Here is a 14,467-nt window from a genome sequence, read left to right as displayed (position 1 = left end):
GGGTCCGAATAGACGGAGATTATTCGGTTTTTGAAACCTGAAGAATAGCAATACCGGAATCAGCTTTTTCAGTGCTGTTTCCTTCTATTTCTTCTTTATTATACTTATAGCTCGGAAAACCATCTTCGAGGTTGTATTCCCGGCTATTTCCGGCTTTATCATATACACGGACGACAGCTGCTTTCCAGGTCCCCTGTTCATGATATTCTGTGAATGTAAAACTTCCCTCAAACTTTTGACTTGTTGCATTATAAGTAAGAGTAATGCTGTTAAAGCTTCCTACTTTATTATCTAAAAGCTTGAGTGGACTATAAAGAAGGATTACTACTTTCTGCGCCCCGCTTTTTACCAGTGTAAGCGTAGTGTCTGTAGTTGTAGTACTGGCTGTGCTACTATCTGTAGTTGTTGTGGTATCGGTGCTTGCAGTTGTAGTAGTAATAGAACTCGGATCATCAAGCTCGGCTGTGATGGTAATACTATCATTACCTACGGATTCTTTATCTACACTGAGACTTTTCAGGTAAGGAGGGAAAAAATCAACCTCAGCCGCAGCACTTCCTCCACTGAGAGTAAACTTGGATACAGTTATACTTGTATCGGTAAATACCGAATTATCAGTGGAACGTGCATAGGTCATGGAATTACCGGCCAGGTCAGAAACAGAAACAGAACTTAAAAGCCAGAGTCCATTTTCGTTAGAAGAGTTCACTGTCACAGTTCCCTCATATTTCTTTTGTGAACTGCTAGTTCCATCGGAGACATAGCTGAGTTTTATTTTAAGTTCATTACCGGGCTTACTTTTATCAAATGGATCAGCATAACGAGAAGGACTGATAAGTTTGGCTTCTACTGTATTGATATCTGTATCATTCTCTCCTGTTCCCTTATCTACCGTAAGGCTTAACTTGAGAGAAACTTCGGCTGAACTTACATCTACCGTATCTTCAGGTCCATCCAGAACCAGAGAGGTATCGGTACGGGTAAGTTCTGAACTGATGAGTGTAGGAGCTGTTTCATCCGGGTGAGTACCGGAAACTTCTACATAAGGAAGAGGTAATTTACTATCAATATCTCTTCCGCAGGCATAATAAGCAAAATTGTAAACACTTACTTTTGAATTTTTCCTGTATTCCCGCTTATTACCTACCTTATCTTTCAGGATAATATGGGAAACATACCATTTTCCGGATTCCTGGTAATCATGAACCTTTCCCTTTCCTTCGAATAAACCGGTTTCGGAATTTAAACTTAACTTGGCATAAATACTACTTCCGCCTTTTCCGCTAAACATCTTGGGGCTAAAGAGGCGAATGAATACTTCACTTACACCGGAAATGGGGTTGACGCCATCGTCTCCTTCCAGAATTTCTGCACTTACCGCCACATCTCCGGCAGATTGTAAGCTGGGGGTAAGAGTCATTTTTTTCACATAGGGAGGAGCCGTGTCTCCTTTCGAATTAAAACCACAGACGAAAGGCTTGGCTTTAGAAATGGGAGGATTTCCCGCTGCGGGACCTATAACTTTAATGGTAACACTAATGCCTTCTTCATTTACGACAGTGGCTTTTACTCCGTTTGATGAGGCTTCATCCAGTTCGATTTTAATTTTAAAGACATGGCTGGTATTTTTTGTAGTAGTTACCACTACCTCGTAAGTTCCAATCTTTAAGGTAACGGTGAAATTTCCTTCTGAGTCTGTGGAACTTGAAGTCATGTATTCTTCACCTGTTGGAGTGGCTTCCCCCTGATTGGCTGTACTGCTCGTACTATCTGTACCTGAGGTACTGCTACTGTCCTGGGTTTGTAATCGAATAGAACTCGCAGTGGTTCCGGAACTCGGCTCCGGGAAGTAGAGCATAGCATTTTGCAGCGGAGAACCGGATTCATTCAACTGTCCCTGAAGGGTGTAGACCTGAGTGGAAGTCGCTGCCAGAGCTAAAAGTAGGTCATTATTGGACTTTAGTTTTGGAAAACAGGCACTGAAACCCAATAAAACTATGGATAAAATTAAATAAAACAAACTTTTTCGTTTAAAAAACATCACTTATCTCCCTTACTTAATGAAAGACAAACATGGATTATCTTTTTTGCAGGGCAAGTTTAAAAAAAATACATCTCTCCAAAAAAGCCTGTGAAGCTTTCCTTAAGCTGTGGTAATCCGGTAGACTCCTTGCCTCTCTTCAGGCCACGCCCTCGGGAAAGAATTTATCTAAAGCACCTGCGTAAAATATGATGAAAGGTTAATATACAGAAATTTATTTGACTACCAGAACAGAACAATGGGCATGATGAACCACTCTATCAGAAACGGAACCCATAAGAAATCGTCCGAGAGGACTTAAGCCCCTGCTTCCAATAATAATCAGATCGTATTCACCTTGTTCTGCAAGCTCACAAATTATATCAGCCGGATAACCTTCCGAAACTCTTCTATCCCATTTAATACCCGCATGTTCCAAATCGGGATGTAATTTTTCAAAGCGTTGTTCTGAGATCCAGTTCACACGATTTACTCCTTCCGGAGCCTTTTCATAATAACCGGGAAGCGGTCCAAAATCTTCCACTACTTCTAAAATAGTTAGATGGGCACTAATTTGTTTCGCAGTGGCAATAGCATAGTCTATAGCTTTTTTTGAACTATCAGAACCATCTACCGGTACCAGTATTTTCTTAATTAACCTTTCCATTCGAATTACTCCCTTCTGCCCATGCCTGCAAGGGCAAATTTTACTTCCTTTTCCGGCTTTATAAGAAGATTTGATTTTATTGCTTCATTTGTCAAAAGAAATGTATCTCCTTTTTTAAAAAAAAGACCTTCTTCCGGTATAGATATTTCTCCTTCAATAATATGCAGAACCAGAAATCCCGTTTTATCGGAGAGTTGAGAAGCTGCAAATTCAGTTCCGGTTTCTATGAAGTCAAGAAAAAACGCCTGATTATGTGTAAGTAAAAAACGCTTTCCAAAGTTGCAGGGAATTTCTCTGTACGCTAATAAGTCTTTTTGACTGGATGAGTTATAATTAATTACAGAAAGGGCCTTTTCAAGGTGCAACTCTCTGGGTTTTCCATCTAAGCCCGGCCTTCCGTAATCGTATACCCTGTAGGTAGAATCTGAGGATTGTTGAACTTCTAAGAGGAAATTTCCGGCTCCGATAGAATGCAAAGTACCGGGTTTTATTAAAAATGCGTCACCTGGTTTTGTGAAATATTTTTGTAGGTCCTCTTCAGCTCTTAAGCTATTTATTTTCTTTAAATAGGAGCTTCGACTGCTGGATTTTGAAAAGCCACAGTAAATACTGGCTTTTGGGTCTGATTGAAGAATTAACCAGGACTCTTTCTTTTCTGAACTCTTTGGATCATGCTTGAGTACATAGTCGGCATCCGGATGAACCTGAACAGAAAGCTTGTCCCTGGCATCTATCAGTTTGATAAGGAGAGGAAAGCCTTTTTTGAGTTCATAGTCAAAATCAAAAAATAAATCCGGATATTTTGTATAACATTCCCTCAGGCTCATTCCTTTCCAGTTTCCATTTTTTATAATGGATATATCATTTCCGTAGTCAGAAATCTCCCAGGATTCTCCGATGTTTTCGGAAGGAATATTTCGCCCCAGTAAGGTTTTAAGTTTAGACCCCCCCCAGACCAGCTTTTTATAGATAGGTTCAAATTGTAAGACTTTTTGCATCTCTTTATTTCCATTTTGGGTGTAGGAAAAAGCAAGGACTTTTTAGAAAGAACCTCTGACTGTCCTATGATTTGAAAAGAAATTCTTGACTATTTTTAACTGAAAGAGTATACAATTTTCCTATACTTAAATTTGGAGGTTCTTCTTGAAACCTGTACTGAAAATGTTGTTCCTGAGCTTTTTGGCTCTTTCTTTCTTCTCCCCGGCTTTTGCACAAAAAAAAGGTCAGAGTCCCTGCGCAAAAGATGCACAAAAATTTTGTAAAGACATTAAAGCAGGAGATGGTCAGCGTACAAAATGTTTGAAAGACAATCGTGCAAAACTGTCCAGTTCCTGTAAAACTTATATCTCTAAAGTTGAAAAACTACAGGCAAGAATTCGTAAAGCTTGCTCACCGGATGTTCGTAAACTATGTAAAGGGGTTCAAAAGGGAGAAGGAAAAATTATTGCCTGCCTGAAAGAAAATAAAGATAAACTTTCTCCTGCCTGTAAAAAATATGTAAAGTAATTTGTAATATACAGTAAGCGGACCTGATATGGTTCGCTTGCTTCCTGAAAAATAAGGATTTTCAGAATATTCTAATTTATACATATATCATTATCCGAACATGTCAGACACCTTCAATTTAGCTGAATTTTGTTTACAAGAAAACTTAGAAAAACGAGGCAATAAAGAAGCTCTTATTTTCTTACGCGGGAAAAATATCCGTGCATCTTTTACTTATAGAGAGCTGGCTATAAAAATGGCTTCTTTATCCAAGCAGCTAAAAGAATACAATTTACAAAAAGGTTCCAGGATTTTCATTCGCTTAAATCATTCTCCTGAATTTGCCATTGCTTTTTTTGCTATTGTTGCTTCGGGCTATGTTGCAGTTCCCGCTTCTCCCCAACTCAGTAAAGAAGAAGTTACCTATCTTCTAAAAGATTCGGCATCCTCCCTGGTTCTATTTGACTCATCTTTGCCGCTTCCTTCTGAAATACCTTCATACTGCATTTCTCTCGATATCCAAAAAGTAGACTTTGAAAAAGAATCTAATTTAGTTTTTTTTAATACAAGAAAGGATGACCCGGCATTTCTCGTATATACCTCAGGCACAACCGCCTATCCTAAAGGTGTACTACACGCACAAAGATCGGTTCTCGGTAGAATCCCTATGCTAGAAGGCTGGACCGGTTTGCAGGAGAAAGATAGACTCTTGCACGCCGGACAAATGAATTGGACCTATACTCTTGGTGTCGGTTTGATGGATACCTGGGCGAGTGGAGCCACATCAATTCTTTACTCCGGTGAGAGTATACCGGAATACTGGCCTTATTTCATTGGAAGAGAACAGGTAAGCATCTTTGTTGCCGTGCCGGCTCTATACAGGAGAATATTAAAATATACTAAATTATATAATTATAATTTACAATCTCTCAGACACTGTCTTTGTGCCGGAGAAGCACTCACTTCTGATTTGCATGAAGTCTGGGTTAGAGAAAGTGGTAAGGAGTTATTTGAAGCACTGGGTATGAGTGAAGTTTCTACTTATATAAGTTCTTCCTCAAATTTTCCCTACAGAAGCGGCAGTCCGGGCAAGCCCCAAAAAGGAAGAAAAGTTTGCCTGCTTCCTATAGATAAAGAAAGCACAGAGCCTTTAGAAAAAGGAGAGGAAGGTTATATAGCTATTCATAAAACAGAACCCGGACTTATGTTAGGTTATTGGAATGTAGAAGACAAGAAACATACGGGTTTTAGAGGAGATTGGTTTATTACGGGAGATGTGGCTCACTATGATGAGGATGGTTATTATTACTATCACGGAAGAAATGATGAAATGATGAATTCTTTCGGATATAGAGTTTCTCCCCTTGAGGTTGAGAGAGTTTTAAAACAATGTTTGCTTGTATCCGATGCGGCGGTTACGGAGATAAAAAAAGAGAATGGGATCAGTTTAATTGCAGCCTTTGTTGTTTTACAGGACTCATGTAATGAAACACAGGTAGCAGAAAAAATTTTACAGTATTGTTCCGAACGCCTCGCCCGGTACAAGACTCCCAGGGAGTTCCACTTTGTAAATAAGTTACCCAGAAATTCAAATGGAAAATTAAAACGTAAAGATCTATTATTATTTCTCTAAAAGAAGTCTAATTTAAAAAGATTTTTTATACAAACTATAAAATGGAGAATACTTATGTATTTTAAATACTTAGTAGTTTTTATTCTATCTTTACCGGTATTTGCAGAATACACATTCAAAGTTCAACCTTTACCCGGAATGATTAATACCGAGTTGCAAGAATTTGGTCCTTCTCTCAGTAGTGACGGAAGAACTCTTTATTTTTATTCAAAGCGTTACGGAAAATATACAGATATTTTTTATACAAAAAAGAAGAAAGATGGTAGCTGGACTCCTCCGGCAATATTAAGGGGTGTTAATTCTCCTTACGATGATCAGAGTCCCCACATTTCCCAGGAAGGAAAATTCATGATTTTTTCTTCCAATCGCGATGGTTCTATAGAGTTTCGTTTACCGGACGGAAGACTGGGTGTTTCGAGAGATCTATATTATACAGAGTATAGAAATGCTAAATGGACAAAACCGGTTCGTATGCCGCTTAATGTTAATACGAAGGATATAGAAGAGAATCCCTTTGTACACGCTGATGGACTCTATTTCACCCGTTATCCATTCGGTAAACCTTATGAAGCTAAAATTTATAAATTAAAACTAGAAGGAAATGCTTTATCTAAAGAAAAGGCAGTTCCTTTACCATCCCCTGTAAATGAAGAAGGATCCGCAAGTATAGCAACTATAATTTCTAAAGATGGAAAGGAGCTATATTTTTCTTCCAATCGTAAAGGTGGATATGGTGGATTTGATATTTATAAAGTAAAAATCAATGAAGATGGAAGTTTTGGAAAGGCAGAAAATTTGGGACCGGAAATCAATACGGAAGGTGATGAAGCTTTTATGGTGATCGATGAAAGTGATAAGAGTCTTATTTTTTGTCGAAAGGAAATTGGAAAAAGTTATGATCTGTATTCCGGTAAGGAAGTTCCGAAAGATGATATTGCACTTATCTTGAAAATTAAGAAAAAAATATCCTTAAACAATATTCACTTTGATATCAATTCCCATACTTTAAAATCAGAATCATTGCCCGAACTCGATAAACTCGTAAAATACCTACAGGAATACAAGGATGTAAAATTAAAAGTAATCGGACATACGGACTTAACAGGAGACTTCACGGAAAACCAGGGTTTATCCGAGAGAAGAGCTAATTCGGTGAAGGAGTATTTTGTTTCGAAAGGGATTAACTCAAATCGTCTTGTTACGGAAGGAAAGGGATCTACCGAACCACTCCATAATAGTAAAAAGGAAGAATTCAATAAATTGAATCGCCGAACAGAATTTCAGATTGTTGAATAAATACCCCTTGAGCTTGTGAATAAAATATGAATTATATTGTAAATGAGTGGAGTGGCACTATATTTTTTCTGTTTATGTTAGTCATGCTGGGGTTCTTTATTTTTTTTTATAGGATCCTATTTCTTGTAGAAAAAAAGTTACTTTTAAGCGAGTCAAAAAAAGGAATTCTTATTGCTTCCTATTTTATATTCTTTCTCTTCTTCGTTATTTATTCATACGGATTATTTTTAGAACTTTTTAATAGAGGAAAAATTATTCAAGTTTACTCTATTAAAGAGCAGGGTAAGGATATTCTCAGTATTTTAAGTAGGGAAGATAGTCATGGAAAAGGTATGAGTATTTATACGTATTATTTACTCAACTATGATGCCGGAAGTGCTAAAAAGTTAAAGGAGATCCGCCTTGCTTCTATGAAAGACAATTACAGAATATTTGAAAGAAATGGGAATTATATCTGGTTGCACAGTAAAACTACAGGTCTGCAACTTTTAGATCTGGGGAAAGCAATCATTACTGCCGAAGAAAAAAAGATTATATCAAAAAACCCAAACCTACAATCCCCTATTTATCTTGACTCAACTTATCCTTATGACTTCCAGAACGGCAATATTCAAATTATAAGTTCAGACGGTAAGTATTACTCTATCAATTCTTCCCTGAGATTGCCAAACAGATTAAAAGATCGAATAGTTCTTATCCATCTAATTTCTCCTGTGGTAAATTTATCTTGCAAAATAGTTCTTGTGATTACTCAGTTTGCTGGAAAATGTTATCCGTAGATGGAACTCTCGCATATTCACTTAAGGCTGAAGAAAAAGCAGAGTTTGAATCTAATCAGTTATTGAAAAATCAGACAGGATTTTTAAATCCGAATTTTATTTATAAACTCAATACAAACTGTATTCTTGATTTGCCCGGACAGGCAGGAGTATGGGTTCTTCATTCTCCTGCCATTCGAACAGCAGCAAGTTTGCTTTCTTTTGTATCAAAAACGGGTGAGTCTTTAAATACAATTGATATTAAAGAGAAATATGGAAAATATGCGAAGGTAATCTTCACATATTCTTTTGGAGAAAATTATTATCTATTAATATCCAGAAAATCTTATACTTTATCGGCAGTTTCGTTTGATCCTAAAAATGGAAAAATCGGGAATGAGATCCATTACTTAAAGTAAGAAGAACCTGATACTTGACTTTTCCCCGGGCAGCCGTAAGCGACCGCTCCGGGGAAAGATATACTTCTAACTCGCTACGCTCGCTCAGTAACCGAATACTTACTGTCTGAACCGAAGTCAGAAAATGAAATTTTATAAATAAAGGGTCCGAAAACTTAGCGTTTAATCTAAACTTGCAAGCCCGTATGTTTAGCTATAGACTCCATGCGTTTTTGTAATTTATCAACTCCCAATAAAGAAAAGAGTATAGGAAGTTCAAGCCCGTGGATTTTTCCGGTCGTAAAAACACGAATAGGCATAAATAAACCCCTTCCTTTTTGCCCGCTTTCCTGCTCTACTTCTTTCATGATGGCTTTATAAGCTTCCACATCTGCGGGTTTCTTTTCCAGAACTTTCTTACGAAACAAGAGAGCCACTTTCTCTCCATCTCCTTCTAACATTTTCTTTGCTTCTTCGTTTTCTGTCTGAATTTCTGTCTGGAAAAATTCGGTTATATAGGGAGCCGCCTGAGACAACCTGTCGAGGTACACCCGGATAGAAGAAAGAATCGAGATAAGTTCTTCGCTGTCCACTTTTTTTACCTGTTCGGGAATTTCAGCTACTGCCTCAATAAAGGGGAGGGTTTGAACGGCAAGTTCTTTGATATCTATATGACGAATATGTTTATTAGAAAGCCAGTTCAGCTTAGATTTGGGATTTAAATTTTCAGCCAATTGTTCGAGGCTAAGGCTATTGAAGTCAAGAGCCTCATCCGCTTTTTGCTTTTTAAATACGTCAAAGGTCGCAGGCGATTTGGAACATTTCTCGATACGAAATGTGGTCTCAGCTTTCTTGTCCGGCATGAATTCTTCTTCATCTTCCGGCATCCAGCCCAGTAAAGCCATATAATTCACGAAGCACTGCGGAGTATAACCCAGGTCACGAAAAGCCAGTATGGATGTGGCACCGGCTCGTTTCGAAAGTTTCTTTCCATCCGTTCCTACAATTTCAGATACATGGGCATAAGAAGGAAGGGGAAAACCCAAAGCTTCAGAAATGACAATTTGTCTGGGTGTATTCGGTAGATGGCCGACTCCGCGAATAACGTGGCTTATTTTCATTAAATAATCATCGATTACTACTGCATAATTGTAGGAAGGAAAACCATCTGATTTAACAATAATAAAATCTCCGAGGTGACGGGTATCGAACTTTACTTTCCCCTGAACCAGATCATTTACCTGGAGAGTTTTGGCCGGTACGTGAAGGCGAATAGCATAGGGAATACCCTGTTCCAGTTTTTTCTGGATCTCTTCTTCGGAAAGATTCGCATCGGTTCCATCATAGATACTCGGTTCTCCTTTTTCTTCCGCCTGTTTTTTCTTGGTCTCTAATTCTTCGGGAGTGCAAAAACAGCGATAGGCCTTTCCTTCGGAGAGCAGGCGTTCCGTGAATTGTTTGTAGGTGGAAAGTCTTTCCGATTGAATGTAGGGGCCGTATTCTCCTCCTACTTCCGGACCCTCGTCCCAGTGGATCCCGAGCCATTTCAGGGATTCTAAGATCACTTTCATCGAAGCTTCTGTAGAACGAGCCTGATCGGTATCTTCTACCCGGACAATGAACTTACCTCCGGTAGACTTCGCATAGAGATAGTTAAATAGAGCGGTTCTTGCTCCGCCTACATGTAAAAATCCACTGGGAGATGGAGCAAAACGGGTTCTCACTTCCTCAAACATACTGTCACATTTTTTTAAGCAATATTAAAGGGTAGCCTTTTTTTCCGCCCTTTTCCCCTTTGTTGAGATTGTAATAGACAACATAGGTTCCCTGTTTATACACTTCCAGGCCGGAATCCGAAAAAGCAACAGAATGGAAAAGGTATTCCTTCTCGTCTTCAATCCGATAGTATCTGGGTTTTTCTCCGATTTGAATAAACTGGGTAAAGGAAAAGGGAACCGAAGGGGATTTATAAATATTTCTCCAGAATAATTCCCGTTCTTCTCCTTCGTGACGGTATTCCATTTCTTTCCAGAGGGAATTTTCTCCATGTCTTGAAAAAATAATCACCTCTGCTATGGATAAAACCGGCTCAAATACAGACGTTTCAAATTTCCGGATGGCCTCTTGAAGCTCGTTACTACTGACAGAACGGGTTCTGTATTCAAAAAAATTAATTTCAAAGCCCGGTGGTTTTTTATGAATATAGACCCTGCCGGATTTAATATTTTCTCTTATTTTCACTTTCTTTAAAGTGGAAGCCGGAAACGTAGAATGAATCTTTTGTAAGAAATTGTCCCTGTATACATACACACTGATTTCCAATTCTTCGCCGATGAGAATAGAGTTCTGTTTCCGGATTTTTAAGCAGGTGAACCTCCTGCTTTCCGGTGTAAAAAATTCATTTTCATCCGGAATAGAGGATTCCCGATAGTATACCAGGCGTTCCGGTATAGAGAATTTTTGATTTTTTTCTATGGGTTCGCTTGACTTACAATTAACAAAAAAAAACTTGGTAAAAAGGCTCAGAAGAATTAGAAAAGTTACCTTTGCTCTCTGCATAGATTGACTTTTTTTTGGAATTAGTGCAAATTTCATAGGAATTTTATACCAGTTTTTGGAATAACAGTTTGTTCTCCAGAGTAAAATTCTAAAAGAGCTTGACAAGCATAATAGGTAGACTATTGAAGCCAAAAAACATGAAAAACACCCAGACAAATAACCAGCCAAAAGAGCAGCTCCCGCATAATACATTCCAGGATCAGGTAAATGATGACCAGAGGAAGTATTCCCGCTATGTATGTGATTCACGGGCCATCCCCCATGAAATTGACGGATTAAAACCGGTTCAGAGACGGATTCTCTGGGCTATGTGGAATTCGGATGCGAGAAATCGACATACGAAAACCGTTAAAGTAGCGGGACTTGCCATGGGATACCACCCTCATGGAGATAAATCGATTCAGGATGCTCTTTCTGCCATGGCACAGGATTTTACTTTTGCCAATAATATCCCGCTGGTTCATGGTGAAGGAACTTTTGGAGATGTTCTGGATCCGAGTGCTATTGCCTCTCCTCGTTATACCGAAGTAAAACTTTCAGATTTTGCCAAGGATGTAGGGCTTTTTGAGAGTCTTCCCGATATCGATTATGTAAGCAATTATGATGAAACGGACAAGGAACCCATTCACTTTGTTGGAAAAGTTCCCCTTGTGCTTTTAAATAATATCCAGGGGATTGCCACCGGTTTTCGCTGTTTTATACCGGGACATAACCTCGGTGATATCATTGATTCTCAAATTAGCTATCTAAAAACAAAAAAACCAAAAAACATAAAACCCTGGTATAAAGATTTTCATGGTTATATTTCTCTCGATACTTCCGAAAGCGGGGCTGAAATCTTATCTACCGGTTTTGGTTTTATGTGGGAAGGAGATACATTGTTCCTTACAGATTCTCCTCAAAACTGGAACCGTGAGAAAGTCATTAATTATCTCGATGAGCTTATAGATAAAAAAGATAATTGGCTCCGAGAATATGTAGATCATTCTTCTGAACGTTTTCGTGTTGAGCTGGTGTACAAAAGGGGAGAGCCTCCTACAGATGAACAGATTCATGAACTTTTTAACAAGGTAAATACAGAGGTTCTGGCTTATAATATTATTACCTACGAAGGAAAGCTTAAAAACTACGGTCCTACAGAAATTATTGTTAGGTTCTGTGAATTTCGGAAGAGACATTTGATCCGTCGTTTTACAAGGCTTGCAGGTCTGGAAAAGGAAAAAATCGATAGAAATACAGAGCTGATTCGTTTCATTAAGGAAAGGTGGAATGAAAAGGTAGTAGGAATTAAGTCCAAAAAAGACTTTGAAGAGAAACTTCAAAAATCCAAGTTTGTTTATTTCGAGTGGTTGTCTACAATTCCTGTTTACCGAATGACACAGGAAGAGGTTGAAAAGTGTAAGGATGCTATAGTAGAAGCAAAAGCTAAGTACAGTGAATATATGGCCTTATGTAAGGAAGATGCAAAGTTAACCGATTTTATGATGAAAGAATTAGTTGAGCTTAAGGAAAAGTGGAATAAGTAATGACAAAGAAAACAGCAGAAGCGAGTAGTCGGAATTTTAAAAAGCTATCCAATGTAGAACACGTTCGGATGAGAACAGGGATGTGGCTCGGACAAAACTCTATGTCCACTTTTGAGCAACATTATTTTCTACGTAGTTCTGATAAAAAATATAGCATTGAGCATAAGGAGATTAATGAAATCCCCGCAAAGCTAAAGTGTCTCGATGAAGCCTGTATGAACGCGGTGGATGAATATCGTAAAAATCTTAAGGACCCGAAGGTTCCTCCTAAAGATAAAATGTCCCGTCTGAGTGTTAGTTTATCTAATAACTGTAAACGAATTACTGTTGCTGATAACGGACGGGGGATTCCGGCAAGTAATGCGGAAGGAGTTTATCTCCACCTGATGTACGGTGAAAACTTTGACGACCAGGTAAAGCAAGATCATGTGGCCGGACAAAATGGGGTGGGAATTTCTCTCGTGCGCATGGTTTCAGCATACTTTCGTGTAGAAACCATAAATGGAAAGCAGTTGTATAAAAAGGTGTTCACTCTACACGAAGATGTAAAAAAGCAAATCCGTTCTTACGGATACAAGGGAGATGTGCTGGAGAAAATATTCCTCTACTTCGACGAACACGGAACCTTTAAAAGTTGTAACCTTATGAAAGAGGAAGAGATTGAAAAACTAAATCCTCTTTTAAAAAAACATAATCATATAGAAATCATACAGGATGCCGATCCCAAAAAACACGGAACGGAAGTTGAATTTGAGTTAGATAGTAAATTCTTTAACAAGCTCGATATGTCCTTCGATTCTGCACTTTTAGAGCAGTATCTACAGGATATAGCCATGACAAATCCTGGACTTGAAGTTACCTTTTCCCATAAAAAGAAAACAGAAAAGTTTAAATTTAAAAAAGGGATGGATGAAATCTTTGCCAATTCTGACTTGAGTTACTACAAGATGGAGTACCAGAATCCGGAAGCACCAAGCCAGATTCATCTTGAAACCTATGTGGTAATGGGACAAAATAAAACCCTTACCTGGGTAAATACAAACTTTGCTGTACTGGGTGGCTCTGCTATTGAGTATCTTGAAAACCGTCTCTGCGATGAAGTGAGAAAGAAAAATCAGATTGTACAGTTAGAGAAGAAACTAAAAACCGCCTGTACGAGAAACGATGTAAGAAACTGTTTCCACATGTATGTAAACCTGCGAATCCTGAACCCTCGCTTCAAATCTCAGGACAAATCCTATCTCATTAATGATCTGAATGAAGAAATTCGTAAAGCGGTAGACAAAAATCTTGATAAGCTTTTAAAGAAGACAAATCTTTTAGATGAAGTTAAAGGCCAGATGGAAAGACGTACCCGGATGAAAGAAATGGAAGAAGCACAAAAAGGGGTACGTAAGGCTTCCAAGATGAATATAGCCAAGCTTATGCCTCCGACGGGTAAACCGAATGAACCCGGAAGAACTCTTTTCATTGCCGAGGGAGATTCGGCGATAGCCGGTCTTCGTCCGGCAAGGAATCCTAAGATTCACGGTCTATTCCCTTTAAGGGGAAAACCGATGAATTGCAAGGGAATGAGTCTTGCCAAGGCGCTGGCTAACGAAGAGCTGAAGAATATTGTGGCGATTATAGGCCTTCCCATTAACGGCCATGTTTCGAGCATAGATGAATTAAACTATGAAAGAATCAGCATTATCACAGATGCGGACTTTGATGGTTACGCCATACGTTCCCTGATGCTATCTTTCTTTTTTGAATACTGGCCGGAATTATTTGAATTAGGTGTGATACACGTTTCTTCTGCTCCTCTGTATGAAGTAGATATAAAATGGAAAAATGGTAAGAAAGAAACTTTTTTCTGTATCGATGATAAAGATTATGATATTCTTATGAAGCGAGTGGAAAAAGAAAAGGGAGAAATGGCCAGAAAAAAACGTAATAAAGGTCTCGGAGAAACCGGCAAGGAAGCCATGCGTTTTGCTGTAGACAAGTGCATGACGAAAATTCTTTTAAATGATAAAAAAGCAGCCCAGGAAATCCAGCTTTTATGGTTTCATAAGGGTTATGCGGAGCAAAGAAGGGAAGCTATTTCCGAATATGCGATGTCGGTAATAGAAGACTAGGTCAA

General features: G+C 38.5%; 12 protein-coding genes. 7 read left to right on the top strand and 5 right to left on the bottom strand.

Annotated features, from left to right (window positions below; genetic code table 11):
• Positions 1–19: 19 nt before the first annotated feature.
• The 3 genes from H7A25_05030 to H7A25_05020 form a co-directional block, all read right to left on the bottom strand.
• Positions 20–2,041, bottom strand: a complete 2,022-nt coding sequence (locus H7A25_05030) for a hypothetical protein (GenBank protein MCP5499242.1) — start codon at positions 2,039–2,041, stop codon at positions 20–22.
• A 214-nt stretch (positions 2,042–2,255) separates the two neighbouring features.
• Complete coding sequence (locus tag H7A25_05025; GenBank protein ID MCP5499241.1) at positions 2,256–2,687, bottom strand: universal stress protein; 432 nt, start codon at positions 2,685–2,687, stop codon at positions 2,256–2,258.
• Positions 2,688–2,692: 5 nt separating this feature from the next.
• Positions 2,693–3,685, bottom strand: a complete 993-nt coding sequence (locus tag H7A25_05020) for a class I mannose-6-phosphate isomerase (protein ID MCP5499240.1) — start codon at positions 3,683–3,685, stop codon at positions 2,693–2,695.
• 145 nt (positions 3,686–3,830) lie between these two features.
• On the opposite strand from H7A25_05020, the gene H7A25_05015 reads away from it, so the two are divergent.
• The 5 genes from H7A25_05015 (at position 3,831) to H7A25_04995 (ending at position 8,278) form a co-directional block, all read left to right on the top strand.
• On the top strand, positions 3,831–4,193 hold the full coding sequence (locus tag H7A25_05015) for a hypothetical protein (protein MCP5499239.1): 363 nt from the start codon (positions 3,831–3,833) through the stop codon (positions 4,191–4,193).
• Between the two features lie 100 nt (positions 4,194–4,293).
• Complete coding sequence (locus H7A25_05010; GenBank protein MCP5499238.1) at positions 4,294–5,805, top strand: acyl-CoA synthetase; 1,512 nt, start codon at positions 4,294–4,296, stop codon at positions 5,803–5,805.
• A gap of 54 nt (positions 5,806–5,859) precedes the next feature.
• Entirely contained in the window at positions 5,860–7,101 is a 1,242-nt protein-coding gene (locus H7A25_05005) for a PD40 domain-containing protein (GenBank protein ID MCP5499237.1), read from the top strand.
• A gap of 26 nt (positions 7,102–7,127) precedes the next feature.
• A complete protein-coding gene (locus H7A25_05000; protein MCP5499236.1) occupies positions 7,128–7,880 on the top strand; it encodes a hypothetical protein in 753 nt (250 codons plus the stop codon).
• Positions 7,868–8,278, top strand: coding sequence for a hypothetical protein (locus tag H7A25_04995; protein ID MCP5499235.1), 411 nt, complete (start codon positions 7,868–7,870; stop codon positions 8,276–8,278). Before H7A25_05000 ends, H7A25_04995 begins: the two co-directional genes overlap by 13 nt.
• A gap of 167 nt (positions 8,279–8,445) precedes the next feature.
• On the opposite strand, the gene H7A25_04990 is transcribed toward H7A25_04995, so the two are convergent.
• Positions 8,446–9,993: a glutamate--tRNA ligase gene (locus H7A25_04990; GenBank protein MCP5499234.1), complete on the bottom strand. Its 1,548-nt coding sequence runs from the start codon at positions 9,991–9,993 to the stop codon at positions 8,446–8,448.
• 4 nt (positions 9,994–9,997) lie between these two features.
• On the bottom strand, positions 9,998–10,852 hold the full coding sequence (locus tag H7A25_04985) for a hypothetical protein (GenBank protein MCP5499233.1): 855 nt from the start codon (positions 10,850–10,852) through the stop codon (positions 9,998–10,000).
• Between the two features lie 101 nt (positions 10,853–10,953).
• On the opposite strand from H7A25_04985, the gene H7A25_04980 reads away from it, so the two are divergent.
• Positions 10,954–12,342 (top strand): DNA gyrase subunit A, encoded by a 1,389-nt coding sequence (locus tag H7A25_04980; protein MCP5499232.1) that lies wholly within the window; start codon positions 10,954–10,956, stop codon positions 12,340–12,342.
• Positions 12,342–14,462 carry a DNA gyrase subunit B gene (locus H7A25_04975; protein ID MCP5499231.1) on the top strand — a complete coding sequence of 707 codons (2,121 nt, stop codon included), beginning with the start codon at positions 12,342–12,344 and terminating at the stop codon, positions 14,460–14,462. The genes H7A25_04980 and H7A25_04975 overlap by 1 nt, the downstream gene beginning before the upstream one ends.
• Positions 14,463–14,467 lie beyond the last annotated feature (5 nt).

The organism is Leptospiraceae bacterium (assembly GCA_024233835.1).
In the GTDB taxonomy this organism is placed as follows: domain Bacteria; phylum Spirochaetota; class Leptospiria; order Leptospirales; family Leptospiraceae; genus JACKPC01.
Note: the sequence above shows the minus strand (reverse complement) of the source record. Positions and strands in the feature narration are given on the sequence as shown.

Excerpts from the sequence above, each read along its gene's own strand:
- H7A25_05030 (MCP5499242.1), bottom strand. The coding sequence starts at position 2,041 with ATGTTTTTTAAACGAAAAAGTTTGTTTTATTTAATTTTATCCATAGTT.
- H7A25_05025 (MCP5499241.1), bottom strand. The coding sequence starts at position 2,687 with ATGGAAAGGTTAATTAAGAAAATACTGGTACCGGTAGATGGTTCTGAT.
- H7A25_05020 (MCP5499240.1), bottom strand. The coding sequence starts at position 3,685 with ATGCAAAAAGTCTTACAATTTGAACCTATCTATAAAAAGCTGGTCTGG.
- H7A25_05010 (MCP5499238.1), top strand. The coding sequence starts at position 4,294 with ATGTCAGACACCTTCAATTTAGCTGAATTTTGTTTACAAGAAAACTTA.
- H7A25_05005 (MCP5499237.1), top strand. The coding sequence starts at position 5,860 with ATGTATTTTAAATACTTAGTAGTTTTTATTCTATCTTTACCGGTATTT.
- H7A25_05000 (MCP5499236.1), top strand. The coding sequence starts at position 7,128 with ATGAATTATATTGTAAATGAGTGGAGTGGCACTATATTTTTTCTGTTT.
- H7A25_04995 (MCP5499235.1), top strand. The coding sequence starts at position 7,868 with ATGTTATCCGTAGATGGAACTCTCGCATATTCACTTAAGGCTGAAGAA.
- H7A25_04990 (MCP5499234.1), bottom strand. The coding sequence starts at position 9,993 with ATGTTTGAGGAAGTGAGAACCCGTTTTGCTCCATCTCCCAGTGGATTT.
- H7A25_04985 (MCP5499233.1), bottom strand. The coding sequence starts at position 10,852 with ATGAAATTTGCACTAATTCCAAAAAAAAGTCAATCTATGCAGAGAGCA.
- H7A25_04980 (MCP5499232.1), top strand. The coding sequence starts at position 10,954 with ATGAAAAACACCCAGACAAATAACCAGCCAAAAGAGCAGCTCCCGCAT.
- H7A25_04975 (MCP5499231.1), top strand. The coding sequence starts at position 12,342 with ATGACAAAGAAAACAGCAGAAGCGAGTAGTCGGAATTTTAAAAAGCTA.